23 protein-coding genes are annotated in these 25,579 nt (G+C 46.1%); 9 read left to right on the top strand and 14 right to left on the bottom strand.

Going from position 1 to position 25,579, the window contains the following annotated elements:
- Window positions 1-206: 206 nt before the first annotated feature.
- Entirely contained in the window at window positions 207-761 is a 555-nt protein-coding gene (mepK, locus tag K6Q96_RS09855; RefSeq protein ID WP_251875372.1) for a peptidoglycan L,D-endopeptidase MepK, read from the top strand.
- Between the two features lie 43 nt (window positions 762-804).
- Here mepK and olsF read toward each other — a convergent pair whose 3' ends face one another.
- Window positions 805-2,541: a bifunctional ornithine lipid synthase OlsF gene (olsF, locus tag K6Q96_RS09850; protein ID WP_251875370.1), complete on the bottom strand. Its 1,737-nt coding sequence runs from the start codon at window positions 2,539-2,541 to the stop codon at window positions 805-807.
- Window positions 2,542-2,576: 35 nt separating this feature from the next.
- Window positions 2,577-3,401, bottom strand: coding sequence for a UDP-2,3-diacylglucosamine diphosphatase (locus K6Q96_RS09845; protein ID WP_251875368.1), 825 nt, complete (start codon window positions 3,399-3,401; stop codon window positions 2,577-2,579).
- Window positions 3,402-3,680: 279 nt separating this feature from the next.
- On the opposite strand from K6Q96_RS09845, the gene K6Q96_RS09840 reads away from it, so the two are divergent.
- Window positions 3,681-4,334, top strand: a complete 654-nt coding sequence (locus K6Q96_RS09840; RefSeq protein WP_251875366.1) for an MBL fold metallo-hydrolase — start codon at window positions 3,681-3,683, stop codon at window positions 4,332-4,334.
- Between the two features lie 4 nt (window positions 4,335-4,338).
- Here the strand turns inward: K6Q96_RS09840 and K6Q96_RS09835 are convergent, their stop codons facing one another.
- Entirely contained in the window at window positions 4,339-5,028 is a 690-nt protein-coding gene (locus tag K6Q96_RS09835; protein WP_251875364.1) for a DUF2982 domain-containing protein, read from the bottom strand.
- A gap of 346 nt (window positions 5,029-5,374) precedes the next feature.
- On the opposite strand from K6Q96_RS09835, the gene K6Q96_RS09830 reads away from it, so the two are divergent.
- Both K6Q96_RS09830 and K6Q96_RS09825 read left to right on the top strand, forming a co-directional pair.
- Entirely contained in the window at window positions 5,375-5,743 is a 369-nt protein-coding gene (locus tag K6Q96_RS09830) for a MarR family transcriptional regulator (protein ID WP_251875362.1), read from the top strand.
- Window positions 5,744-6,073: 330 nt separating this feature from the next.
- Window positions 6,074-6,499, top strand: coding sequence for a hypothetical protein (locus tag K6Q96_RS09825; protein WP_251875360.1), 426 nt, complete (start codon window positions 6,074-6,076; stop codon window positions 6,497-6,499).
- 55 nt (window positions 6,500-6,554) lie between these two features.
- On the opposite strand, the gene K6Q96_RS09820 is transcribed toward K6Q96_RS09825, so the two are convergent.
- Window positions 6,555-7,964: a basic amino acid/polyamine antiporter gene (locus K6Q96_RS09820; RefSeq protein ID WP_251875358.1), complete on the bottom strand. Its 1,410-nt coding sequence runs from the start codon at window positions 7,962-7,964 to the stop codon at window positions 6,555-6,557.
- A 207-nt stretch (window positions 7,965-8,171) separates the two neighbouring features.
- Window positions 8,172-8,690, bottom strand: coding sequence for a hypothetical protein (locus K6Q96_RS09815; RefSeq protein ID WP_251875356.1), 519 nt, complete (start codon window positions 8,688-8,690; stop codon window positions 8,172-8,174).
- Window positions 8,691-8,887: 197 nt separating this feature from the next.
- On the opposite strand from K6Q96_RS09815, the gene K6Q96_RS09810 reads away from it, so the two are divergent.
- Window positions 8,888-9,526, top strand: coding sequence for a thiopurine S-methyltransferase (locus K6Q96_RS09810; RefSeq protein ID WP_251879624.1), 639 nt, complete (start codon window positions 8,888-8,890; stop codon window positions 9,524-9,526).
- Window positions 9,527-9,592: 66 nt separating this feature from the next.
- Here K6Q96_RS09810 and purT read toward each other — a convergent pair whose 3' ends face one another.
- From purT to sbcB, 7 genes are all read right to left on the bottom strand, one after another.
- Window positions 9,593-10,768, bottom strand: coding sequence for a formate-dependent phosphoribosylglycinamide formyltransferase (gene purT / locus K6Q96_RS09805; RefSeq protein WP_251875354.1), 1,176 nt, complete (start codon window positions 10,766-10,768; stop codon window positions 9,593-9,595).
- A 187-nt stretch (window positions 10,769-10,955) separates the two neighbouring features.
- Window positions 10,956-11,840 carry a DMT family transporter gene (locus K6Q96_RS09800; RefSeq protein ID WP_251875352.1) on the bottom strand — a complete coding sequence of 295 codons (885 nt, stop codon included), beginning with the start codon at window positions 11,838-11,840 and terminating at the stop codon, window positions 10,956-10,958.
- A 122-nt stretch (window positions 11,841-11,962) separates the two neighbouring features.
- Complete coding sequence (gene cdd / locus K6Q96_RS09795; protein WP_251875350.1) at window positions 11,963-12,850, bottom strand: cytidine deaminase; 888 nt, start codon at window positions 12,848-12,850, stop codon at window positions 11,963-11,965.
- Between the two features lie 149 nt (window positions 12,851-12,999).
- Window positions 13,000-13,689, bottom strand: coding sequence for an LrgB family protein (locus K6Q96_RS09790; protein WP_251875348.1), 690 nt, complete (start codon window positions 13,687-13,689; stop codon window positions 13,000-13,002).
- 3 nt (window positions 13,690-13,692) lie between these two features.
- Window positions 13,693-14,037 carry a CidA/LrgA family protein gene (locus K6Q96_RS09785; RefSeq protein ID WP_251875346.1) on the bottom strand — a complete coding sequence of 115 codons (345 nt, stop codon included), beginning with the start codon at window positions 14,035-14,037 and terminating at the stop codon, window positions 13,693-13,695.
- Between the two features lie 135 nt (window positions 14,038-14,172).
- Window positions 14,173-14,682: a hypothetical protein gene (locus K6Q96_RS09780; RefSeq protein WP_353621765.1), complete on the bottom strand. Its 510-nt coding sequence runs from the start codon at window positions 14,680-14,682 to the stop codon at window positions 14,173-14,175.
- 121 nt (window positions 14,683-14,803) lie between these two features.
- On the bottom strand, window positions 14,804-16,228 hold the full coding sequence (sbcB, locus tag K6Q96_RS09775) for an exodeoxyribonuclease I (RefSeq protein ID WP_251875342.1): 1,425 nt from the start codon (window positions 16,226-16,228) through the stop codon (window positions 14,804-14,806).
- 403 nt (window positions 16,229-16,631) lie between these two features.
- Between sbcB and K6Q96_RS09770 the strand changes: the two genes are divergently transcribed.
- Window positions 16,632-17,750: a hypothetical protein gene (locus K6Q96_RS09770; RefSeq protein WP_251875340.1), complete on the top strand. Its 1,119-nt coding sequence runs from the start codon at window positions 16,632-16,634 to the stop codon at window positions 17,748-17,750.
- A 41-nt stretch (window positions 17,751-17,791) separates the two neighbouring features.
- Here the strand turns inward: K6Q96_RS09770 and K6Q96_RS09765 are convergent, their stop codons facing one another.
- Window positions 17,792-19,855, bottom strand: coding sequence for an EAL domain-containing protein (locus K6Q96_RS09765; protein WP_251875338.1), 2,064 nt, complete (start codon window positions 19,853-19,855; stop codon window positions 17,792-17,794).
- Entirely contained in the window at window positions 19,852-21,093 is a 1,242-nt protein-coding gene (locus tag K6Q96_RS09760; protein WP_251875336.1) for a GGDEF domain-containing protein, read from the bottom strand. The genes K6Q96_RS09765 and K6Q96_RS09760 overlap by 4 nt, the downstream gene beginning before the upstream one ends.
- A gap of 387 nt (window positions 21,094-21,480) precedes the next feature.
- On the opposite strand from K6Q96_RS09760, the gene K6Q96_RS09755 reads away from it, so the two are divergent.
- From K6Q96_RS09755 to K6Q96_RS09745, 3 genes are all read left to right on the top strand, one after another.
- Window positions 21,481-22,329, top strand: a complete 849-nt coding sequence (locus K6Q96_RS09755; RefSeq protein ID WP_434802140.1) for a TauD/TfdA dioxygenase family protein — start codon at window positions 21,481-21,483, stop codon at window positions 22,327-22,329.
- Window positions 22,330-22,964: 635 nt separating this feature from the next.
- Window positions 22,965-24,620, top strand: a complete 1,656-nt coding sequence (locus K6Q96_RS09750; RefSeq protein ID WP_251875334.1) for a peptide ABC transporter substrate-binding protein — start codon at window positions 22,965-22,967, stop codon at window positions 24,618-24,620.
- An 8-nt stretch (window positions 24,621-24,628) separates the two neighbouring features.
- Complete coding sequence (locus K6Q96_RS09745; protein ID WP_251875332.1) at window positions 24,629-25,576, top strand: ABC transporter ATP-binding protein; 948 nt, start codon at window positions 24,629-24,631, stop codon at window positions 25,574-25,576.
- Window positions 25,577-25,579 lie beyond the last annotated feature (3 nt).

The raw sequence follows: 25,579 nt of genomic DNA, 5'->3' as shown, positions 1-25,579 counted from the left end.
TCTCAAAAACCAACGAAAAATCATCAATAAGCGATGAGTTTTACAGCATTTTGCTCACTTTAGAGACAGGTCGGGGTTTGATTAACGTTTTCATTGTCGATAAATTCCAATTGTTTTTAAGAGTTGCAGAAGCAAAAACGCGGAATTTTGCGTAGTTAGCAGCTCTTATTGTGTATTTAGTACTTTGTGGGAAATAGTTAGTTGTTATGGACCGTTTGGATACCCAACGTCGTCGTCTAATCTTGGGCGGTGCGGCGTGTTTAGTGGCGGCAGCTTTACCTCAAACTGCGCTCGCTCTGCCGATGGCAGTCGGAAAACCACGTAATTTGGACATGCTGAGTATTAATACCGGTGAACATGCAGATGTTTGCTATTTCAACGGTAAGCAGTATGTAGACAAAGAATTGGCTGTGCTTAATCAGCTATGCCGTGATCACAGACGTAATGTTTCTACCGATATGGATCCGAAACTTTACGACCTTCTATCGACTATCTACGACATGGTCGATGGACGGAATCCAATCACCATGGTGTCGGGTTATCGTTCACCTGCGACCAATGAAATGCTGCGTAAAAACGGCGGTGGTCAGGCGAAGAAGAGTTATCACACCACTGGGCAAGCTATCGACTTCTTCATTGAGGGCATATCATTGTCCAAGCTGCGTAATGCGGCGCTGGAGTTGAAGGCTGGCGGTGTAGGATATTACCCGCGTAGTGGGTTTATCCATATCGATACAGGTCCGGTTAGAAGCTGGTCATAACTATCGAAGTTGGAAAAAGGCGCCTTGGCGCCTTTTTCATTTTCTAGAGTAGTTCGATTTCTTCAATGTGTGAGGAGATGTACCTTTGTCTCTTTTTTTCTTTCAGCTTGGTCATATCTACCATCACCAAACCATCAATGCAGTCTGCGAAATCGGGATCGATGCTGAAATCCAGAAACTGCACTCCGCCAGGCTCGCACAACTCGCTGTACTGCTTATAAAGGGTCGGTATACCCGTTCCCAAATTGTCCAATAGCATCTTAAGTGTCTTCAAATCTTTCTGATAGTCATCACCGCAGAAGTGGGCCAGCAGTTCATGCTCTTTTTTGCTGTCGAGATTGAATGGCCGCTTCGAGCGTGCAATGGCCTCGTTTGCGCCAAAATAGTTGCGGTAGAAGAATATGAGTAGTTCTTTCGCAGCTTGTGGCATCGCATTACTGATAGTGACTGGACCAAAGAGATAGCGATAATGAGGGTGCTTCGCCAGAAATGCGCCAATTCCCAACCAGAGGTAATCCAGGCTGCGTTTGCCCCAGTATTTGGGTTGCACAAAGCTTCTACCCAGTTCGAGACCTTTACTCAGAACATCTGACATACCTTGGCCATAGTCGAATAAGGTATGGGTGTAGACAGCCTTTAAACCATGTTGAGCGATGACGGCCTGAGTATCACAAAAACGATAGGCACCAACGATATCCATCACTTTTGGGTCCCACAGCACTAAGTGGAAATAGTGCTGATCGTACTTGTCGATGTCTCGGCGTTGTCCTGTTCCTTCACCCACTGCACGGAAAGCTACTTCACGCAGGCGTCCAATTTCCCGCATCACATGGGATTCATCTTTATAGCGGTAAAGATAGATATACTTACCATCTGGAGTTTCACCGAGTAACTCACTTTGTTCCAGCTCTCTCGCTAACTTGAGCCTAGGTTCAGGTGCAGCTATGGCTGATTCGGTAGGAAACTCTCCCGATCTACCTTTTGCAATACTGTAGAGGTGTTTCTTAAACAGCTTCACCCGCGTTTTTGAAGGTAAATTCGCGCTGGCATGGTAGCTGGAGAAAGGGATAGTTTCACCAATGGTCAGATTGATGGTGTTATTTTCCTGACCAAACATCTCATTTACCAGCAACAAGGTAGACAGCGGTTTGTAAACCATCGACGCGCCATAGAAAACGGCAGAATTTCTACCATCAACATGAATGGGAAGAATAGGGGCTTTGGCTTTAGTTGCCATTTTCAAGAAGCCATGGTGCCAAGCGCCGTCTTTCACACCAGTTGGGCTTAAACGGGAGACTTCACCTGCTGGGAAGATGATAAGTGCCCCTTCGTTTTGCAGCCATTCATCGATTTTGCGCAGGTTTTCTTTCGGCGTCTTTCCAGACATATTGTTCACTGGCAGCAGGCAGCTGTGCATAGGTTGCAATTGCATCAGCAGATTGTTGGCAACCGCTTTGACGTCAGGTCGAATTTCGCGAACCAGCTTTAGTAGCGCGAGACCATCAAGCGAGCCGATAGGGTGGTTAGCAATAATGACAACACGCCCGCTTGAAGGAATACGTTCTCGTTCGCGGTCGCTGGTGGCATAGCTGAAATGGAAGTAATCCAGCACCTGTTCTACGAACTCAAAGCCTTTTAGATAGGGGTATTTTTCAGCAAAATCCTGAAAAGCTTCTTCATGCAGTAAGCGTCGCAGTGTGGAGCTGACGGGACGTGAAATCCATCGTTTGTCAGCGATGTTTGGGTAGTTTTTTGCAATTACGTCTTCAATGCTAAACATGTCTATCCTTGTTCCCCGTCTCTCTATGCGAGAACTCAGGCGGCTTCAATACTTTCTTTCTCTTCGCGCAGTTTGACTAACTCGTGATCCATAAAAGCATCAGCTTCTGCCAGCAGTGTGGCTTTTTCTGTCCAACGGATAAGTTGGATTGTTCCGTCATGCTGTTCGAGCAGAGCGGTGCAGTTTTCAATCCAGTCTCCGTCGTTGAAATAAAAGGTACCTTCCAACTGCTTGATGTCTGGGTGATGAATGTGTCCACATACGATGGCATCTGCACCACGGCGTCTTGCAAATTGCACGGCTGCATTTTCAAATCTCTGAATTGCCACGTTGGCGGAGTTCACTTTTGACTTGATGTAAGACGCGAGGGACCAATACTGGAATCCGGCCTTACGGCGAAACCTTGCCCACCATCTATTGAGGAACAACAGGAAGTCATAACCGACGTAACCCGCGATTTCCGTCAGTTTGCTGTGGCAAACTGCGTTATCGAATTCATCGCCATGCACAGCCACAATGCGTTTTCCTGTGACAGTCTCATGTTCGAATCGAGCGCGTACTTCGATGCGCCCAAAATCAAATTTGAGGTAATCGCGTACAGCAGCGTCATGGTTTCCGGGGATGTAAATAAGGCGGGTGCCATCGTGGGCGCGTTTGAGCAGAAGTGATAGCACCTGACTGTGTGACTCAGGCCAATGGTGACTCGATTTCATTGAATAGAAGTCGACAATGTCACCAACAAGAACGATGGTTTCGGCGGTGTGTCGGTTTAAAAAATCGAGCAGGTATTGTGCTTTACAATCCTTGTTTCCCAAGTGCAGATCTGAAATCCACACGGTACGCACTGAGATTTTGTTCATAGGCATCCATCTGATGATCAAAACAAATAAACCTTCGACGTTAAATTTAATTTGCTTAGATGAAGGGTAGTTGTCAGATGGGTGACATAGTGGTGTCAGACTGTTTTCAAACTGATGACAAAGTATGCAGTATTCTTTCCAATTCTTTGATCATATAAAACTTCATCGAAATGTTGTTACCGCATAAGAACAAGGATCTCTTAAGGAACGGTTCTCGTTAAAATGATAACGCGGGCATGATATGCTTTCGCTGATTTTTGCATTTATACGGATTTTCTTATGGCTTTGAAGTACGAAATCGTTCCTGTTACGGGGTTTCAGCAAAACTGTTCCATCATTTGGTGTGATAAAACCAACGAAGCGGCGCTGATTGACCCAGGTGGTGACGTATCAAAACTGGTGGCAAAAGTTAACGAGCTCGGTGTGAACGTGGTTAAAGTGCTTCTGACTCATGGCCATCTGGATCATGTTGGTGGAACTGAAGAAGTTCGTGATGCTTACAACGTGCCTGTGATTGGTCCAGAAAAGCAGGACGCTTTTTGGCTACAGGCGTTACCTGCTCAAAGCGAAATGTTTGGCTTTGCCCGTACCGAAGCGTTTGACCCAGACCAATGGCTGGAAGACGGTGATGAAGTCACTCTGGGTGAAAGCGTTCTGAAAGTGATCCATACACCGGGGCATACGCCGGGTCACGTTGTGCTGTTCAGTGAAGAAGATCGTATGGCTTGGGTAGGCGATGTGTTGTTCAATGGCAGTATCGGACGCACAGACTTCCCGAAAGGTGATCATGCAACCCTGATTAGTTCAATCAAAGAGAAACTGTTCCCATTGGGCAACGACATCACTTTCGTACCGGGTCATGGACCGACGTCGACTTTCGGCATTGAGCGTCAGCAAAACCCGTATGTGGCGGACAATATGCCGATCTGGTAGTAATCTACTCTTCTGCGGGTATTCTACCCGCAGAAGCTAGATACTGCCGTGTTAACCCAACAAAATCTTCTAATGGTCTGTCCAACAGGTCTTCACTGACAAACACGTCATAACCCAGCAGCTCCCGAGTGTACTTCATTCTGTTCGCGAGCATGGCGACTAGCCCTTTGTAGACTTTGCCGCTCTCCGATGTATAAGGCGTGTCGTCGAACATCATGTCCTCAAGTTTGCTATTTAATGGCTCTTCTGCGCGTCGGTATGCGCTGAGCAAAAGCCCTCTCTGCTCCATGATGATTTGACCTGCTAGACGGTAGCTGATGCCTTCTAGGAAAGGTTCGTAGTCCTTTAGCCTGACGCCAAACCAAGGTAAGGATTGATGCCAACCCTCTTGCGAAACGGAAGGAATGCCAATTTGATAGATGTTTCGCCATTTCAGGCTCCAGCCTCCCTTTGGCGTGTGGTGCTGTATGTGCATATCGGTGAGAGAAAAGGATAGGCGTTGTTGGTCAATCACAAAGCCGATATACACACCCAGTGAGCCCAGAAGGCATAAACCAATCAGCGCCGGGATAGGTTTAACCTGAGGGTTCAGCAAGATAAACGTCACTACCACCATCGCAAGAATCAACACAGCGACGCGGAAGTATTTGCCTACTTGTTGGTGGGGAGGGTAAATCAGCAAACGTTTACTCACTTGATGGTTGTTTCCTTTTATTACTTCTTAAAAGCTTAGTTCGATCACCAAAGCTTTGTTGCTTGACTGAATACTATCGGTCGAATTACAAACAAAATAAAGTGTAGTTTCCGACACTTGGCTCAACTTTCATTCTCAGTCGTCGTTAGTGCTACAAAACGCGGGGGATTTTTGGTATAAAACGCGCTTTGTTTTTAACTATGCTTGATACCGAAGTGGTGATAAAAGGCTGGTTTAGGGAAGTAAAACAACGCTTTTGCCTTCCCAAACGGGCTTTTGGAACGAGTATTCGCTTTCGAAGACTGTCGGTAATTTTCAATGCAGTACGTCGGAGTAGGACGATTTAATGAAGATCTCTCACAAACGTAAAGTTCAACTTAAGCTTCAGAAACACATTAAAGCAGCAAAATCTGCATCAGCAGTCGTTGCTAAGAAAGAAGCGCCAGTAAAAGCGGAAAAGCCGGCAGTTGAGCAAAAAGTGGAAGCCCCGGCCAAAGTGGTTACGGAAGTTTCACTTACCCCTAAACAACAGCAAGTGTTGGATATCGTTCGCGAGAACGCGGAAGGTATCAACCCGAAAGGTATCGGTCTGGCAGCAGGTCAGGAAGATTCAAAAGCGGCATCTTGGGCGACAGGCGCGCTGAAGAAACTGGCTGAAGAAGGTGTTATAGAGCGTATCCAATCTGGTAATAAAGTACTGTATAAAGCACTTTAATTGCACACAGATCTAAGCTTAAAGAACCAGCCTCCGGGCTGGTTTTTTTTGTAGCCTTTTTTCGGCGCTCTTTAACTGTGTGTTAAAGCCCTGTAGAGAATATTAGTGGGTTTTCTAGACAGATAAAATTATTGGCTGATCAAGCCCAAACTTCTTGTTTATCTGCGAGATTAATCTCTAAAAATACATATAGTGGATGATAAGTTGAACATTAACCAAGCAGGCTTTCGGTAGCGTCTCAGGCGTCAACTTTCGATTTTATACTTGCCAGATCGGAGCTAAGAAACGCTCAGAGCCGCTTCAGAAAAAGCCGCTTGGAATATCTCTAGAATGATAAAAGCAACAGGATTTGCTATGACGGGATATTTCGGCAGTACAGATAAGCAAAATGATCATGTTGTGAGCTTTGATTACACGCAGTTCTTGTGTGAATCCAGCCGCCAACATTGGACGTTTTTAGAAGCACTAACGGCTCAACTCTGCCGATTCAAGCGCCGGCAGGTCGAAAGTTATGAAGGCTTCTTTCCAAGCGAAGCGTTTACGCTTTCTGTCTCACATTCTCTTTCATCACTTTATAGCGATGTGTCTAATGTTGTCACTCTGGTGGAAGAGGCCAAGAGGCAGCATATTGAAGCATTGATTGTGTCTCTTCCCTACGCTCTGGATGCTGCAGAGCTGGATAAGATCCAAAGGAAAACAGGTGCATTAATTACCCAACATGAAGGCGACAGGGACTACCTGCAGGTTAACCTCTAATAAACACACCACCGGGTAGGCGGTGTTTTCTTTTGTATCGGTACTTGCTGTCAGTTTAGAGCTTCACCCCTTCAGCAGCTAAATAAACGCCATAAGTACTGGCGGAGATAATCACCGCTAACAGAATCTTGCTTCTTCCATCAAAACCGGGTTTTCCAGCTTCCCGCATTGCGCGAATGTAAAAAGCCACACCTGGCAGATATAGTAGCGTCGCCAGCAGCAGGTGATGGATGCCAGATGCATAAAGTAGCCAGATGCCATAAATGGTCGCTAAAAATGCAATGGCTTTCACTTTGAATGTATCCAGCTCAGAGAAAGACAATTTCATCAGATAAGCGGCCACGAGCAAGTAGGGCACCAGAATCATTTCCGACGCAATGGTCAGCAAGTCGTCATACCCGCCACCGATGATGAACATCAGAATAAGGCACAGCTGCACTGCGCAGCTGGTTAGCCAGAGAGAATAAGTCGGTGTACCGTTTTGATTTGTTTCTGCAAAGATTTTGGGAAACATGCCTATCTTTGCTGCAGTGTATGGGGTTTCTGTCGCCAATAATGTCCAGCTCAAATACGCACCAGAGACCGATATGATAAGTCCTATGCCGATAATCGCCGCACCGATTTCCCCAATCAGGGTTTCGAGGATCTTTGCCGCTGAAGGATTTTGCAGTTTGGCAAGCTCAGGTGTCGAAACCACTCCCATAGAAAGGAGGGTGACGGAAACGTATAGGAAGAGGCAGATCAGTAAACCAAGAATGGTTGCGCGTCCGACATCCTTGACGTTCTTTGCCCGACTAGATACGACGACAGCTCCTTCTACACCAATAAACACCCATACAGTGATCAGCATAGTTTGTTTGATTTGGTCAAACAGACTTGGCTCGTTAGCGATGTTTACTCCGGTGAAATCAAAGGTGAACGTGTCCCATTTGAAGGCAATAAACGTAGCAATGATAAAAACGAAAATCGGAATTAATTTGGCGATGGTGGTGACGTAATTAACAATAGCTGCTGTTTGGACGCCACGTAAAACCAATGTGTGGACCAGCCAAATCAGAATCGATGACAATGCGACAGAGAGGAGAGTGTTGCCATCACCAAAGAGTTTAAAGGTTGGCGTATCAAAGAACAGTCCGAGAGTGCTGAACACAATCACCAGATAAGAAACGTTTGCTACAGCGGCACTAAGCCAATATCCCCATGACGAGAAGAATCCGCATAAGTCGCCAAAACCAGCCTGCGCGTAGCCAAAGACTCCCCCCTGAACTTCAGGTTTACTTAACGTGAGCTCTTGAAAGGTCAGAGCCAGACATATCATGCCAATTCCGGTGATCAGCCAGCCAAGGGTCACCGCCGCAGGGCTCGCAACTGCTGCCATATTTTGAGGAAGGCTGAACACACCAGCGCCTATCATTGACCCTATGACCAAGGCGGTCAGTGCCTTTAAATCCAATTTATTGCTCAAAACCAAGTATTCCTCGATCACACCTAGTGAAGGCTGAGTATAGGCAACGACTTAGCGCGACAATCTGTTCAGAAATGGGAAATTACGCCTTGGTGATACTGTTGAAACCGCAATGTTTGTCTAGCTTCTGAAAAGGTTTCGCGGCGCTTAGAGTCATTATGACTCCAGGCGCCGCGAGGCAGTGTTCGTATTGTTTTGAACTGGAGATTAGTGGAGCTGCTCAGGCACACCAGAAATCACGAAACCCGGTGTGCGGATTTCCGATTCTGACACAGATTCTGCAAATTGACTGAGCTCACCGAAGCCAATGACAGCGGCTGAGGTGTCTGATGCCAGTGCTTTATTCATTAGCGCCTGTGCATCGTGAGTTGCTGTTGGACGAGCAATACGGATTTGTGATTGTTGTATGCCAGCCTTTGTGAACAGCGAAAGAGAAAAATTAGATGGTGGCGCAATCAGGGTGATCCATTTGTGACTCTCTGCGAGGCTTTTCAACAATCTCAGCAGGTAAGCCAACTCGCTCATATTGTTCTGATAGATATTCACAGAGACCAAATCACAGGAAACGGAATCGCCAGTCAATAAGGCGCTATTGCCTTGAAAGCGATGAGCTTGGTGAAAGCTGCGTGCACCAGCGGCTAGACGTGCGTAATGCTCGCGAACAGCAGAACGGGTCATATTGGTATGGTGAACGGATTGGTTGATCGCAAACGACTGTTTCATCATATTTTCCTGTACGAATATCCAATACTGTATGCGTATACAGTAGTTATAAATTAATCAAAAAACAATAGAAAAGTGGAAAACATCGCGAAGTTGATCACGAATATGATCCTTTTCGCCTTGGAGAAATGGTTTTTTCTGGCTGAGTGACGCTGTTAAGATGTCGCCCTTATGTGGAAAGCAACAACGAGAAAAACAACATGGATCAGGAATTCTGGCACAGCCGATGGGCAGATAATCGCATCGGTTTTCATCTCTCCGACACCAATCCGCTTCTGGTGAAGTACTGGCCTTTGCTCAATCCAAAACGTGAGGATGCGGTTTTCGTTCCCATGTGTGGAAAGTCAATCGACCTGAGCTGGCTGGCGACCAAGCACAACGAAGTCGTCGGTGTTGAACTGAGTGAAATTGCCGTTCGTGCGTTTTTTTCAGAGCATCTTTACACGCCGACGGTCACGTCGATGAGCCCGACAATGAAGCTGTATCAATTTGATGAGCTGTCTATCTATGCCGGTGATTATTTCACTGCGCCGTTAGAAACGTATCCGCTGATTTATGATCGTGCAGCGCTGATCGCCATGCCGGAATCCCTGCGCCAACAGTATGCTGAAAGGCTGTTGTCGCTTCTTAAAACGGGCGGACGCATCTTGTTGGTGACGCTTCATTATCCCCAAGAGCAAATGGATGGTCCTCCATTCAGTGTGGAGGGTGACGAAGTACGCCGATTGTTTAATGGCTATAAGATCACCCATCTAAACCGAGATGAGCAGGCGGATAGGCCCCCCAAAGGTAAAACCGCGGATTTCTTCGCAGAAGAAGTCTGGTTGATAGAGTCGTAATAAATGTAATGGAAATAAAAACGCCACCTAGTAAGGTGGCGTTTTTTTATGCGCGATTGTTGGCGTTTAGAAATCTACCTGAACAGATGAAGCGACGCTCACGGCTTTGCTGACGGCAGAATCGGTATTGCTATCAGTAGCCAGTGCAACGCCTAAACGACGACGGCCGTTAATGTCTGGCTTACCAAACAAGCGAACCTGGGTATCGCTGTAACGTAATGCTTCAGTGAGTCCCTGAAAACTCAGGTTGTCTGACTTACCTTCTGCAAGGATAACAGCAGAAGCTGACGGTCCAAACTGACGAACCGCGTTTACAGGCAGGCCGAGGAAGGCGCGAACATGAAGTGCGAATTCAGAGAGATCCTGAGAGATCAGTGTCACCATGCCAGTGTCATGTGGGCGAGGGGAGACTTCACTGAACATTACTTCATCGCCTTTGATGAAAAGCTCAACACCAAACAGACCATACCCACCCAATGCAGTGACCACTTTGCGCGCAACATCTTCAGCAGCTTTGAGTGCTTTTTCACTCATTGCCTGTGGCTGCCATGATTCGCGGTAATCGCCTTCTTCCTGACGGTGGCCGATGGGTGCACAGAAATGAATACCGTCGATGGCGCTAACGGTCAGCAGAGTAATCTCATAATCGAACTTAACGAACCCTTCGACGATAACTTTACCTCGGCCAGCTCGCCCGCCCTCTTGGGCGTAGTCCCAGGCGTATTGAATGTCAGAAGCAGATTTCACCACGCTCTGACCCTTCCCGGAAGAGCTCATCACTGGTTTAACAACACATGGAAAACCGACTTGCTGAATGGCTTCTTCGAAGACTTCCTGAGTGTCAGCAAACGCGTAAGGAGAAGTAGGAACCTGGAGTTCTTCGGCAGCAAGACGTCGAATACCTTCACGGTTCATCGTGAGTTGTGTCGCGCGCGCTGTTGGAACCACGTTGAGTCCTGATTTTTCAAGCTCAACCAGACGATCGGTAGCAATGGCTTCAATCTCTGGCACAACATAGTCAGGTTGCTCCTCAGAGATTACGGCAGCAAGCGCATCACCATCCAACATGTCAATCACATGACTGCGATGGGCAACTTGCATCGCTGGCGCATCAGCGTACCGATCGCAAGCGATGACTTCCAAGCCAAGTCGTTGGCATTCAATCGCCACTTCTTTACCAAGTTCACCAGAGCCTAAAAGGAGGACGCGGGTTGCGCCTGGACGGGTAGCAGTACCAATCATGATTTTCTTCCATTCATTCAGATGTTTGGCCGAAATTTTACCTTAAGCAAGCGTTTGCGCAAACGTTTGCTTCCTCCTGGAGACACTTGAAAACCTTTTGTTCTGGAAAAGCTCAGAAGGGAGGAATAAAAAAGCCGCTCGATTTGAGCGGCTTAGGGGGTGTTTACGGTTAAAAGTCTTGGTTCTATCAGCAAGTTGCCGGTTTTCGCGTTTCCCAATGGGTAATAAAGAACACCGCAGCAACGATAATCGCGGCGCCAAGCCAGAGTCTCCCCGGAGGTACCCAACCAAATACCAAAAAGCCGAAGAGAACGTTCAACGGCAGTTTTGCATGGTCAAAAGGCTGAACAAATGACGCATCCGCCACGGCGTAAGCTTTGGCAATTGCCCACTGAGCCAGTGCGGTCAACAGGCCAGCCCCCAAGAGCATCAACCAAACAGTTTGACCGCTTGGCATCGTCCAATCAGGCGCTGCCAACAGAATGTTGAATGGCGTAATCAGCAATAAAAGATAAACAACCATGGTGGTTGGTGAATCGTGGTGCGACAGCTTTTTCACCATCAGTGAATAAGTAGCCCAGAAGAATGCTGCACCAACTGGCAGGAGTGTTGCCCAGTTAAAATCGTCAGCCCACGGCTCCAGTATGATCATGGCGCCAACAAAACCGCTTAAGGTTGCGGACCAACGGGCAGGACCCACTTTTTCACCGAGGAAAAGACCTGAGCCAATGGTGGCAAACAGCGGTGAAGTCATCAGAAGCGCAATGCCTTGCCAGATTGGGACAGGATAAGCTAGTGCCCACAGCCAGAGTTGGATACCAATGACCGAGAAAAAGACGCGCAGGCAATGCATGCCGAGGTGATCGGTTTTTAATGCCTGACGGATTCCCACGGTTTTCAGCCAAGGGAGCATGACAATCAGTGCGATGAAATACTGGACAAATGCCACCGTGGTAGAAGGCAGCTGCATTTTGAAGCTCACATACTGCGCTAGGCTGTTAACCATTGCGAAGCATAGTCCGGCGGTAAGCATCCATGTGGCGCCAAGAATAGGATTGTGTTGTTCGCTCATGTGCGTGTAGGAAATAGAAAAAGTGTTCCGATACTAGCGAAAAAAACGTGCTTGGGAAGGGGTAAACGTAAAAACGCCGAGAAATATCCGGCGTTTTTTGATTTAAGTGCTTCGGCCGTCAATTAAATCGCAAGGTAACCCAAGGGAATATCTGGGTTTAACGCTTCTAGCATTGCTTGAGTGTCTTGAAGGTGACTGTTGTTGGCGTTGGCTGTTTCAACGAGAACCACATCTTTAACATCAGCCAGAGGCGTATTGGTGAGGTTCATCAAATTGAGTGCGACCTGAAGCGGCGGTAAACTCGGATTAAATGCGGCATTTTCCGCATACATGCCTGTATAGACGTTTCCTTTGATATCGCGAACCGCAATACCACTCAGGTTGCGGGTATACGGTGCATGACTTCGGTTGGTCGCATCTACTGCAGCTTGGATGAGCTCATCGTCTTCCTGCGCCGTGAGGCCATGATTAACCGGAGCGAGCAACGGCTGATCAATACCAAGGTCTGACGGACCAAATGCTTCTGGCAGGTAGCTGTGCAGCAGTTTGGCGTCACGTTCAGGTAATTGAACTTCTAGCGACTCCGCTCCATTCAATTCGTTCATGAACTGACGGCAGTGGCCGCAAGGGCTGTAGTTGATGGTAATGTCAGTGAGTTGAGTTTCGCCTTTCAGCCAAGCATGGCTGATAGCCGATTGTTCTGCATGAACAGATTGATTGAGCTGAACACCTTCGTATTCCATGTTAGCACCAAGATATAGGCGGCCAGTTTGGCCACGCACAATCGCGCCAACATAGAACTTTGAAATTGGGGCAACAGAATAAGCCGCGGCAATTGGCAATAACGCAACGCGCGCTTCGGCATCTGAAAGGCCAGTTTCTTCAAGCAGCGCTGCAAAGTCCTGAGCGCTAATTGTGGCATCAAATTCGGGTGTAGAGACAATCTTAGTCACTGCTTCTTTGAACGGAGTAGGTAAAACTGCAATTGCTTCCTGAACGCTAGCTCGCATGTTCGCTCCAATGTTCGTGTTATGGGAGAGTATTCTAAAGCTAACTTAGGTCAAATTGATGTGATAAAGATCACCTTAAAATTGCAAATGGTTACTCTATTGCACAAATTAGGGTGAACTCACATGATTTCGATTTCATTTGAGATAGGTCAAAATCCTGTGTAACTAACAATAAAAACAATAACCGGATAGATGAAGGGCGCGAGAATAGTCGTGATGATGCCGCAAATGACCAAGGCCAGAGAACTCATTGCGCCTTCCTGATAATTGCTCTCAGCGGCCTTTGCGGTCCCAATAGCATGCGAGACTGCGCCAATGGATAATCCTCTCGCTAGTGACGACTTAACTTTCAGCGCATTCAATAGTGGATATCCAATCAATGCTCCGAAAAGTCCAGCGATCACAACCAGAGCGGCTGTAACGGCTGGTATACCGCCAATATGGTCTGCCGTGCTCAGTGCAAAGGGTGTTGAAACCGACTTGGGTAAAACTGATGCCGCAATTTGCAGATCGCCACCCAACCAAACTGCAATTAACGAGCCCAAAACCATCGAAGCAATACTCGCGAGGGCGCAGGCAATCAAAATGGTTCGCCAGTGCCGCTGGATGACATGCATCTGTTCATAAAGTGGGTATGCCAGCGCAATCACTGCGGGTCCCAGCATAAAGTTAATGACTTTGTTTTGGTCAAAGTAGATTTGATATGTGTCGCCGGTGTAAATCACCATTGGCATTAATACCATCAGGCTCAGTAGTAATGGATTAAATACAGGGTGACGCAGTTTCAGCGCGAGCTGTCTGGCGATGGCGTAGACGATCAGTGTTGCGATGACCCACATTGCTCAGTTTTCTCCCTTTTCTCTATCCAGCCACTTTGCCATGGCTACTAATACAACCAGTGAACTTAAAATCGTTGCGCCTAATAGCGGCAGAGAATCAGATATTAGCAGCGTGAAATGATCCATCAGCCCCATGCTGGCTGGAATAAAGAATAGTGGCATCACCATGATAAGCAGGGTACAGGCATCTTTGACCCATCGACCGGGAACGATACCCGTGGTCAGACTGACGAACAGCAGCAGCATACTGACGATACTGCTGGGAAAAGGGAGATGCAGAAGTTCAGTGATTAAGCTGCCAATCGCGTAATAAAGCGCTATCAGCGCGAATCCAAGTAAGTAGTTCACGTTTTAGGCTCGACTGGTTAGAAATATCAACATTCTAATACGAGCCGGGATATGAAACCTTGTCCAATTCGAGGAAGATCTCACTGAAAACAAAAAACGGTAGCCTAAGCCACCGTTTGTTTTAGGTAAGTCAGTTCAGATGAAGTAAGCAATGCCTACCGCAACAGCCACCATCACTGTGACTGTGGTGATGAATATATGGGCGTTTTTAGGGTTTGGCTGTGGTTCGGCAATAGCTTCTTCAATGTCGATGTCGAGTTCGTCAGGCTCGGAAGGATCGGGTGGAAGCTCGTCCTGTTTTTGGTATGTTTTCTGAGGAAGAGCAATTCGATAGCCGTGGTCACCGACAACATCCAATGGGAGGACCTTCTGCCCTTGTCGGTAAGATTTGGCGAGCAAAGCGCAGATACTGTTTTGATGCTGAGAGAAAGATGAATCTGGCAAAGAAGTTGCCGTGTAGAGCACTCTCGCCGAAAGCACCTCGCCCGCATGGTAGCAAAGCATCTCTAACAATCGACATTCTTCATAGGTCAGTGTTGTGACAGTGCTGTCACGCCAATACAGGGAACGGCTCTCGGGTTCGAAATCCACATCTAAAAATCGGTAGCAGCGACTGTTGACCTTTGTGACCATCTCATTTTCCACATGGCAATCTCTTATAAGAAAAGTGTGGACTCAAATCACAGAAATTCAAATGAAACGCACCCGAAAATACAGGTTCATTAAGCGAACATCACACGGTAAACGCTTGATCTATGTCGAGAGCCTACGACACCAGTGATTCGACGTAGTGATAAACCGATTTAAGAATATTAAATTTTTTATCATCACTTTGGTTTGCTTCGGCTAGCGCTTCGAGATTTGCCATATATGCAGGCAGTTCAGCCTCGAAATAGTCACGGCGATGCATATGCCATTTTTTCTGCTCGCTGTCACTCAGTGTGGATGGGTAGTTGCGCGCGCGGAAGCGGAACAGGAGGGGTTTGATGCGATCATCAGAAACCTGAATATCTAATGCTGCCAGATTCTCTGGTTTGGTCTGACGTATGATGTCCATAGTCGAACGATCGGACGGAGAGAAGAAGCCATCATACAGAGCCGCATCAACATTGCCGGAAGATTGGTAATCCGGCTTTTCCGCATAAAGCGTGACAAGCTTTTCACGCACTTCCGGATTTGCCTGTAGCTTTTTTAGGTTATCCAGACACTGTTGGCGATCAATACCTAATCGCGCTGCGTCTTCGGGGCGAAGGGTTTTTGCTTCGGCCAATACCGGGCACTTGTTGATATGGATGAGTTTGATAGGCGCTGGCAATTCATCTGGTGCTAGGTCTGAGTGTTTGGTGTACAAACGTTCACGAAGCGCATCGGTATCCAAATCAAACAATGGCGATGGGTCACGCGCCAAGTCAACCGCAATCACGGCGTTTTTGTTTTCAGGGTGCCATGCGACCGGAACAATCCAGCTTGTGTTACCACGTTCAGTGCCAAACATACCTGAAACATGCACCAGCGGCTTCATGGAAACCACATCAATCAATGGCGTCAGCTTGTTTTTGTTGCGATAGGTGTAGAGATAATCAAACAGACGTGGCTGCGCAGTTTTCAGTTTCTTTGCCATTTCTATGGTGGCATGAACATCCGCCATTGCATCGTGTGCATTGCTATGCTCAATGCCATTGGCAACGGAGAGGTGTTCGAGTTTAAAACTGATATTGCCTTCAATGTTTTCGGGCCATTCAATGCCTTCAGGACGGAGTGCATAGGCTGCGCGCATGGTGTCCAGCAAGTCCCAACGTGAGTTACCGTTCTGCCAGCTCCAGGCGTAAGGGTCAAAGAAATTGCGGTATAGCGTGTAGCGCGTTACTTCATCATCAAAGCGGATGTTGTTATAACCCACCGCACAGGTACCTGGTACTGAAAACTGCTCATGAATTTTGGCAATAAATTCAGGTTCTGGCAGACCTCGACTGACCGCCGTTTGCGGTGTAATGCCTGTTATCAGGCAAGCTTCTGGTTGTGGCAGGTAATCATTTGGCGGCTGACAGTAAATGACCAACGGTTCTCCAATGATGTTGAAGTCTTTGTCTGTTCTGACGCCTGCAAACTGGCAGGGGCGATCAAGGGCAGGGCTGGTTCCAAAGGTTTCATAATCAAAGAAGAAAAAGGTAGGTTCGTTGGCTTGTGTCACAGTGTTATCCAAGGGTTTGATAGACGGGAGGATGTTACCGCAATTTGTCGGAGAAATCTTGTTTCTCAAACTTTGTTTGGTCTTAACGGTAGAAAGCATTACTTGGGGATTGGAGGGTAGTCAAGTCATCAAGTATGGAAGACGTTCTATGCTATCTCCATTTTTTGTCAGTTTATAAAAGACTTATACTTTCGGGTATGAACTAATTAAATTTCCATTTAACGAGAAGAAAAAACTGTAAAAAATATAAATTCAATCTCTTATTCCAGTAACTGAGATTGACAGTTTGATGTTATTAATCTTCCGTCTTGATTAATGTATTTTTGAATGGTTGCATGATTAATACAATTAGATTTCAAATTATACCTATAACTTTAGATGGGATAATTTAGGAGTTCTATTTATGAAATCAGAAAAATTAGAACTGAAAATAATTTCACTTTCACGTCCTCTAGTTATGTTAGTCTTAACTTTGGTTTTAGGTGCGTGTACAAGTGGAACAGTAACTCGCTCATTTGATGAAATCACCTCAGATTTTGATAATGAAGGCTTTTTTTCTCAAATGTTTGGTTGGCCATTTCAGAGCAAAGTTTTGTCCGTTTCTGGGATGCTTCCAGTTCCGGATTTAGGTGAAACTTGCAATACATCAGGTCGACGAGGTGCGTTCACGATTTTTTGTTACAACCCGCATAAGCCTACTTATTCCGCGACCTTCAATTACTTAGGCTCTGATGTTAGTACTAAAGAGTCCCATAGTTATTTGAACAAACTGAAATCATTGGAAGCAGAAATCGGTGCTTACCAGAATCTTGTTGTACAAAGAGCATTGATAGATTTTCAGTCTGAAGACAAAAAATGTTCGAGAAAGCCAGAAGACGCTACAAAACAATCAGCTGACTGCACTCAACTGAATTCAAAGTACACAGAGTTGAATGAGAAGGTTGAAGCAATGGCCGAGAGTATCAATCAGATGCAAGTGGATAATGGTGTAATTGCCTATACGTGGGAGGCAAAAAGCAGTGGAGGAGGAAGTGCAACTGCTTCCGAAAGTAATAAAGGAGTCGTAGACCTATCCAAAGGGATTTCTGGGTTTGCATTATTACATGGAATTAGAATTAAAACTCTTGTTATTGGGAATGATTTTAATGATATGTATTTAAAAATGTCCGGAGGTTGGTATCCGAAACAATTGAAGATGCCAACGACCATTATTCAGGCGCGTCATATTGTTTACGGTAGTGTAGAAAACGTTAATGCGATAATTGAGGCTGCAGTTAAAGCATCAGATGTAAAAGGAGCGAAGATCAAGGATATTGAGGCGAAAGTTAACCTAGCATTACGTCGTGTTTTATCCAACCGAGGAGCACTTTCCCTAGTTTCATATGAAAGGAAGCGATTAAATAGATATGGTGAGGATGAACTCAACGTCACTAGTAGTCAGGAGTTACCTTTTCTCACTACCTATGCGGTTTTCACTAATCTGACAGATCTTTTTGATTCCGCACCATCGAAAATGTTTTAGGCGATGTAAAACAGGCCTCGAAGAGGCCTGTTAGGTAAGAGTTATACTGGCATTGGTTTATGCACCAGATAGCCCTGTAAATAGTCGATACCTAACCGTTTGAGGTAATCGGCCTCTTCTTCGGTCTCTACGCACTCTGCCACAATGGTGATTTTCAATGTGTCGGCAATCGAGCGCAGATCTTCAATAATAGTGCGCTTCACAGGATCGGTAATACAGTTGCGAACCAGGGAGCCATCGATTTTTACTGTATCAACAGGCATGGTCAGTAGTTGATTATATGTCGCGTGACCAGCACCAAAGTCATCCAGAGCGAGTCGGAACCCTCTTTCTTTCAGTCTATTAAGGTTTTCCTGTAACAGCTCAGGGTTGTCGATAGAGCCTGATTCAACCACCTCAATGTTGACCCTATTAGGTTGAATATGATGAGAATCTACCCATTCAATTAGTTCGGATACAGCCGCACCATCACTTAAATATTCTGGAGTGAGATTCACAGAGCCGTATTCAAAACTGTCCTGATCCAACTGACTGAGGTAGACAAGCTGGCGCATAACGATTTTGTGCTCCAACTGTTCCAGATAGCCTAGCTTCTGGGCACAGTGAAAAACGATACCCGTATTGAGCACTTTACCGTCGAAGCAGAAGCGGCTTAGTAATTCGAAACACACCTTATCCGGGTTGGCAATGTTCAGATAGTTCTGGCGTAGGATCTGAACGTCACTGACATGCAGCTCTTCAAGCATGGCAATGTAGTCATCCAAGCCTGTGTCATCGCAATCAACCACATAACCCGGTGTTCCTTTGTCGCCAAGGCGCATGTTGACGTTTAGCCGATTAACAGCCTGTTTGATGCGGATCCCCTTGCGGCAACGGCAGTAATGGATTTTTTCTGGATAGAAATTTATCTGACGCTGCTCAAGGTAGTCATCCAGCTTGGCTGGTATGGCTTCAAGCTCCGCAATGGCGCGCTCAGAATTGCTGGTAAGTATGATCAGCGCTGATACGTCATAGAGCATATAGCACTGTTCATACAGGGCTGTGTGTTCCTCAAAGAAGCGGGAAACTTGCCGCAATATGCTGTCACGCTTTTCAAGCGGATACTTGAATACTGGCCGTAGGTCGAGTGCTGCCACTACAAAGTCTTCTTTTGTTGCTGAATCTGCATCTAGGCGGTGGTAAGAGCCAAAGTTACTCTGCTTATCGAAGTACAAACTTTTAAGATTTCCTTCAATCTCTACGCGTAATGATCTTTTGTACTCAAGCATGATGTAAATGATCAGCGAAAACATGAAGAACAGAGATAAACGCGTATTCAGCGTGTGGATGTCATCGTAGGCTTCAGAGTGAAAAATCATACCAAAACCAATCATCATCATTAACGTCTGAGTCAATTCAGAAAAGTTGAACACGGCGAGAGTCACTAGCGGCGCTAATAATAAATATGTCAGGTAAGGTGTCGTTGAGTTCGTGTCGGTGTAGTTAAACACCAGCAAAATACCGACGATCAACAAACCTTTGCACAACCAATCGCTTTTGGAAATCTTGAGCAGGGATGTGAAATAGTCTTTTACGGCATTTGGTTTTTTCACACCATATAACGCTAGTGCGATGATCGGTGCGGTGATCAAAATCGCAATAGAGTCGGTCAGGTAAAGGGTCAGTGCTGCATCAAAGTCGTATTTATTTGGCGCCAGTAGCGCCAGTATTAAAGCGCCAACACTGGGTACAACAAATACGTAAAAACAAAAAGCAACCCGAACTGCATGAGGATGTCTGCGTATGCGTTCGAAAGCGACAACGGAAAAATATAGCGTAACCGTCATGAATAAGGTGTACATATAACCGACACCACTAGGGATCGGGTTAATGAAGGTGTAAAAAGTCATTAGAGCGAAAAACTGCCCCGCAACACCGACTTTTCCGTACATATAACACACAGCCACCATAGCCCCTGTGGTCACAGAGAAGAGCTGTGCATAAACCCAGCCCCCCATTGGGTACCAAGCAACCTGAGTGCAAAGCAGCACCAATGCAAACGAAAATAGACCAAAGAACACATCGTTCTTCAAAGAGCTTTTCGGAATAGAGAGAGAGAATTTCACGTCAGAGTTACCTTATTGCGACCGCGATGTTTTGACTGATACAAAGCGGCGTCAGCTGCCTTATATGCTTCCGAAAATGTTGTGTTTTTCGCTATGTAGCCACCGATAGAAACTGTGACGGATATACCGAGAATTTCTTTGCTGGCAATAGCTTGTCTTATTTGTTCAGCTTTATCGAAAAGTGCGCTGTGTTGGATACCTTTGAACATCACAACAAATTCTTCTCCACCCCAACGAACGGCGATGTCCTCAGCGCGTATTTGCGTTGAGAGGATTCTGGCACAGGTTCTAATGACTTCATCGCCTGTCTGGTGACCATATTCATCATTGATCTGCTTGAAGTGGTCTATGTCCATCACCAACAGGGCAAAGCTGTTCATGCGGCTGAACTTGGGCTCGTAGTAATCTCGCCTGAATAAGCCAGTCATTTCATCTCGCTTGATTGAACGATCGCGGCGACGGAATGAGTGGAAAGCCAGATGGAAAAGAGCGGCGAGCAATATCGATGGCCCGAAAGTCGTTTTCAAAATATCCAAATAGTGGAATCCAGCCTGATACGGACCATCATTGGCGCAGGGCAGTTCTCCGCTCTCAGAGTAAATATTGTTCGTCCCATTGATGTTGAGCACAGTGTTATGTTCAGCATTGTATTGGTCGATAATATCCTGAGTGCGACTTTCTTTGATGTCCACAGCGATGATGGCGTCTAACGCCTGATCGTTATGTATCGGGAAATAAATGGTACGAATGCGTTCCTGAGTTTCACTCTCGATGTAAGCCTCAGTCATACGCGTGATGCAACCATAGAACTCGCGATAGGTATTACTTAGGCGTTCGCGCTCAACCATCGCGTTGACGCGTTCGCTGGGAATATAGCTAGAAAATGATTCAAGATAGCCAGGGCGTAATGGATAGAACACGCCATAGCGGCTTGGGACTTCAAGTACGACGATAGACCACACTGACTTGGGAGCACACTGTTCTAACTTATTGTTAAGCATGTCCAAACCATCAGACAAGTTTTTCACAGAGGTTTCGTCTTGGTGTACCACCACGCTGATGTCGCCAAAATTATGCACGCCATTGTGCATGGTGGCAGACTGCGAGTTGTTATAAAAAGGCCCAAAACGACGTATAGTCGTATACAAGCGACGATAATCATCGTCTATCTTCTCGATGAGCTGCTTGGTGTGTGCCATGTTGTAAAGCTGATAGCTGGTGGAAATCACCAACAACATTAGTAAGCACAGTTTAAGAAATGACAGGAGATGTAACTGTTTAACAGAACAGTTAATTTTCTTTGCCATTACATGTTTTGTCATCTCGAATTAGGCCGCTTGTAAATGTGATCTGGGTATGAATTTTCGGCGAGTGTAAACTTTTTATCCGTTTAATCAACGAGGAAATTTTATCGTTCTCATGAGTGAATTTGATTGTTGTGCTCATCTAAATTGAAATAGGTTTTGATTGATATAATTTGTTTTGAAATCAAAAGGGTGTAGAAAAGGTCATACTATTGGTTAGACCTGTATACACGAGATGCTGATAGGTAAGCCATGACAGGTTTATTGCGTCGTATTGTCAGGAAAGTTAGTACTCGCTAAAGAAATAAGGATGGCAAAACAGTGGAAGTAATACCTTGTAATGCAATGATTGGTGCCATGATTTCTGGCGTTGACCTTGCTAATTGTGACGACCAGACTTTTGAGGACGTCTATCAGGCTTTCATAAAGCACAAAGTGGTTTTCTTCCGTGACCAATTTCTTTCTCCCGAATCCCAACTTAGGCTTGCCGCCAGATTTGGTGAACTGGAAGCCCCGCACCCATTTTTCCCACATGTCTTTGCTTACCCGCAAGTCAGCGAGATAGAAACCACACCCGGCAACCCGCCAGGGAAGAGCTATTGGCACACCGATATGACCTGGCAATCAGCACCGCTAAAATGTTCAGTACTTTGTGCCCAATATCTCCCAGATGAAGGAGGAGACACTATTTGGGTAAATATGGAAGCGGTATATGCTTCGCTTTCGGAAAATGTGAAGCAAAGTTTAGATGGGAAAACCGCAACGCATGCCGTTCACGGCTTCGCAGGTAGCCGTTTTGATGACGTAGGCAGTGGAGGGGAGAGCCTTGTGGACAACATTTCAAAAGATATGAAAGCGGTTCATCATCCGATTGTTGTCAAACATCCCGAAACCGGGAATCCAACCCTATACCTGAATGAGCAATTCACGCGATCGCTTGATGATAAATGTTTGGAAGATGAAGGCGTAACGCTCACAGATCTTTTTGCCAGAAGTCACGCGGCTGATTTTCAGGTGCGCTTCCAATGGCAAGAGGGCAGTGTAGCTATTTGGGACAACCGCTGTACCCAGCATTTCGCAGTGACTGACTATGGTGACAAACCAAGAAAGTTGCATAGAGTGGTGGTAAAAGGAACAGAGCCGAAAGCCTATCGGTTCAATCACGTCTGAGAGACAGAATCATAAACTGCGATTGATGGATTCCTCATATACGTTTGCCTGAGCGTTTCTATTAACAATCAACTCAATACTACTGACTGTCTAATGCGGGTTAGATAGTCAGATATTTCATATTGAATCCTATTTAAAGAACTTGATCAGAAAGCAAGAACCTCCCTTATTTCCTCAAATAAAGCTTAACTATTCCTATGCCCCAAAAGCCCGGGAATAACGATTAAGACAGGTCAGTATTGTATTAAAACTGGGTGTTTAAATGCTTATAACCAAGCGTGAATCATATCAAAACCATAGTCTCATATATGAGAATGAATTTATGGGCAGAATGTCTGGGTAAATATTCATAAATGTTTCTAATTTCATCTCAGTAACTGTCTGATTTGAATAATTTAAAAATGTTAAAAATAGTGAATTGCGACCTACATTCATATTTACATCAGTGACAGGTTCCTTTTGGGTGAATTGTAGGCAGTATGGTGTCGACATCATATGAAACATATGTTTAACATTATGGGAATATGCGCCATTTTTATCTGCATCTTGTTTTTGGGGCTGACAACACCACCTGGTTTGCGCATAAGTTGTCGCGTGATGGATTTGCCCCGTTTGGTTACAAAGGAACTGATAATATGAAAAAAACGATCCTCGCCATGGCGATGGCAGCGCCACTGGCACTTTCTGCCGCATCTGCAAACGCCGAGACTCTGAAGATAGGTATGTCTCAGTACCCTGAAGGTCTGCACCCAACCTTGGTTTCAAATGTTGCAGCTTCTTATATATTGAGCACGTCTTATCGCAAAAGTGTTATCTACGGAAAAGACTGGCTTCTGCAGTGTAATACCTGTGTTGAAGTCCCAACATTTGAAAACGGTCTTGCTGAGCGAATCACACTGGATGATGGTCGTGAAGGCATCAAGATGACCGTGGCTATCAAAGACGATCTGTTCTGGGGCGATGGTACGCCTGTTACAACCAAAGATATTCTCCTTGGCTACAACATTTCTGTGGATGAGAGGGTAGGTAACCCTGGACTACAAGAAGCCAAGACAGTCGAGAAAGTCGTGGCTTTGGATGATAAAAACTTCGAAGTTTATTTGAACAAAGTGACGTTCAAATACAACACCTTTGTGCCTGATGCATTGCCAGCACATATCGATGGTCCTTTGTATGAACAAGACCCTGCCAGCTATCAAAAAACGACCAAGTACTCTACAGACCCAACTAACCCGGGTTTGTACTTTGGCCCTTATGTCTTGTCGAAAGTAAACGCCGGTAGTTTTATCACTGCAACGCCGAATCCTAACTGGAAAGGTAAAGCTCCTTCGTTTGATGAACTGATTTTCAAAACGGTTGGAAATACAGCGGCACTAGAAGCACACCTGATGTCAGGTTCGGTTGATTACTTGCCAGGTGAACTGGGACTTTCACTTGATCAGGTTCAGCAACTCGAAAAACGCCATGGTGGCAAATTCAATGTTCATTACGAACCAGGTCTTCTGTATGAACACTTAGATACCACCATGGATAACCCACACCTTGCCAAGAAAGAAGTCCGTCAGGCACTGCTTTATGGAGCGAACCGTCAACAGTTGGTTGACAAGTTATTCGGTGGTAAGCAACCGGTGGCAAACACCAACGTCAGCCCAAGAGACACAACGTACTACGCGGATGTTAAGAGCTACGAATACAACCCTGAGAAAGCGAAAGAGCTTCTGAAGCAAGCAGGTTACACACTGAAGAAAGGTGTGATGGTTGATGGTGAAGGAAACGAGCTTCATCTGGAACTGATGACTACCGCGGGAAATAAAACCCGTGAACTGGTTCAGCAGGTGCTGCAGTCTCAGTGGAAACAGATCGGCGTGAAAGTGTCTATCGTAAACCAGCCTGCGCGTGTTTATTTCGGTGAAACACTGAACCAACGTAAGCACAAAGGCCTCGCGATGTTTGCATGGTACTCATCACCAGAGAGCCCACCACGTACCACACTGCTGTCTACCAACATTCCTACTGAAGAAAATGGTTGGTCTGGCCAAAACTACATCGGCTACAAAAACCCAGCGATGGATGAACTGCTGAACAAAGTAGAGAAAGAACTCGACACCGAGAAGCGTAACCAGATTTTCCATGAAATCCAGAAAATCTATGCAGAAGATCTCCCAGCTCTGCCGCTGTACTTCCGTTCAGATAGCTTCGTGAAGCCAAAATGGCTGGAAGGCGTGACGCCAACAGGTCACATGTTCCCTTCTAGTAACTGGGTTGAAGAGTGGCACAGCACCAAGAAGTAGGAGCTTTTATGGATCAGACGATACTGGATGTTCGTCAACTGCGGGTAGCCTTTAAAGGTTACCCAGCGGTGAACGATATCAGCTTCCACATTAAGAAAGGCGAGATACTTGGTGTCGTCGGCGAATCAGGGTGCGGCAAGAGTCTTGCCGCCCTTACCCTGATGGGCCTGCAACCAAAAGTGATGAAAGCCAGTGGTCAGGTGGTATTTAACGGCGAAAACATACTAGCAAACAAAGAAGCAGATTGGCAGCAGGTCCGTGGTGAAGGTATTGCCATGATTTTCCAGGAGCCAATGACTGCGTTGAACCCGGTTGTGACTGTCGGTGATCAGATCGCTGAAATGTTCGAGTTGCATCGTGGTAGCAACAAGGTTGAAGCGCAAGAACGTGCCATTGAAATGCTGGAAAAGGTACATATTCCTGATCCGGTTCGACGTGCAAAAGCCTACCCACATGAACTCTCCGGTGGGATGCGACAGCGCGTAATGATTGCCATGGCATTGGCATGTGAGCCGGAACTGATTATTGCCGATGAACCAACAACTGCACTCGATGTAACGGTTCAGGCTCAGGTTCTGGATTTGCTTGAAGAGCTTCGTGATACCACAGGGACGGCAGTTCAATTTATCAGCCACAACTTGGGTGTGGTTTCGCAACTGGCTGAACGCGTTATCGTGATGTATGCCGGTCGCATTGTAGAGCAGGCAACGGCAGAAGAGCTCTTCGCCAACCCTCAACATCCATATACTCAAGGACTTTTGGCAACACTGCCAAGAATTGGTGGCGTGCGAGACGTTCTACCTGCCATTCCGGGTGCTGTACCACCACTTGATCAACGTGGACAGGGTTGTCCTTTTGCAGATCGTTGCGGAAAGGCAACGCCAACCTGTATAGCAACCATGCCGGAAGAGGTGGAGCTGAACGCGGTGCACACCGTGGCCTGCCATCATATCTAAGGA

Origin of the sequence: Grimontia kaedaensis, from assembly GCF_023746615.1 — a bacterium.
GTDB classification, from domain to species: domain Bacteria; phylum Pseudomonadota; class Gammaproteobacteria; order Enterobacterales; family Vibrionaceae; genus Enterovibrio; species Enterovibrio kaedaensis.
This window is presented reverse-complemented; position numbering and strand designations above follow the sequence as displayed.

Coding starts and splice junctions, on each gene's coding strand:
- mepK (WP_251875372.1), top strand. CDS start 207: ATGGACCGTTTGGATACCCAACGTCGTCGTCTAATCTTGGGCGGTGCG.
- olsF (WP_251875370.1), bottom strand. CDS start 2,541: ATGTTTAGCATTGAAGACGTAATTGCAAAAAACTACCCAAACATCGCT.
- K6Q96_RS09845 (WP_251875368.1), bottom strand. CDS start 3,401: ATGAACAAAATCTCAGTGCGTACCGTGTGGATTTCAGATCTGCACTTG.
- K6Q96_RS09840 (WP_251875366.1), top strand. CDS start 3,681: ATGGCTTTGAAGTACGAAATCGTTCCTGTTACGGGGTTTCAGCAAAAC.
- K6Q96_RS09830 (WP_251875362.1), top strand. CDS start 5,375: ATGAAGATCTCTCACAAACGTAAAGTTCAACTTAAGCTTCAGAAACAC.
- K6Q96_RS09825 (WP_251875360.1), top strand. CDS start 6,074: ATGATAAAAGCAACAGGATTTGCTATGACGGGATATTTCGGCAGTACA.
- K6Q96_RS09815 (WP_251875356.1), bottom strand. CDS start 8,690: ATGATGAAACAGTCGTTTGCGATCAACCAATCCGTTCACCATACCAAT.
- K6Q96_RS09810 (WP_251879624.1), top strand. CDS start 8,888: ATGGATCAGGAATTCTGGCACAGCCGATGGGCAGATAATCGCATCGGT.
- purT (WP_251875354.1), bottom strand. CDS start 10,768: ATGATTGGTACTGCTACCCGTCCAGGCGCAACCCGCGTCCTCCTTTTA.
- K6Q96_RS09800 (WP_251875352.1), bottom strand. CDS start 11,840: ATGAGCGAACAACACAATCCTATTCTTGGCGCCACATGGATGCTTACC.
- cdd (WP_251875350.1), bottom strand. CDS start 12,850: ATGCGAGCTAGCGTTCAGGAAGCAATTGCAGTTTTACCTACTCCGTTC.
- K6Q96_RS09790 (WP_251875348.1), bottom strand. CDS start 13,689: ATGTGGGTCATCGCAACACTGATCGTCTACGCCATCGCCAGACAGCTC.
- K6Q96_RS09770 (WP_251875340.1), top strand. CDS start 16,632: ATGAAATCAGAAAAATTAGAACTGAAAATAATTTCACTTTCACGTCCT.
- K6Q96_RS09760 (WP_251875336.1), bottom strand. CDS start 21,093: ATGTTGTTGGTGATTTCCACCAGCTATCAGCTTTACAACATGGCACAC.
- K6Q96_RS09750 (WP_251875334.1), top strand. CDS start 22,965: ATGAAAAAAACGATCCTCGCCATGGCGATGGCAGCGCCACTGGCACTT.
- K6Q96_RS09745 (WP_251875332.1), top strand. CDS start 24,629: ATGGATCAGACGATACTGGATGTTCGTCAACTGCGGGTAGCCTTTAAA.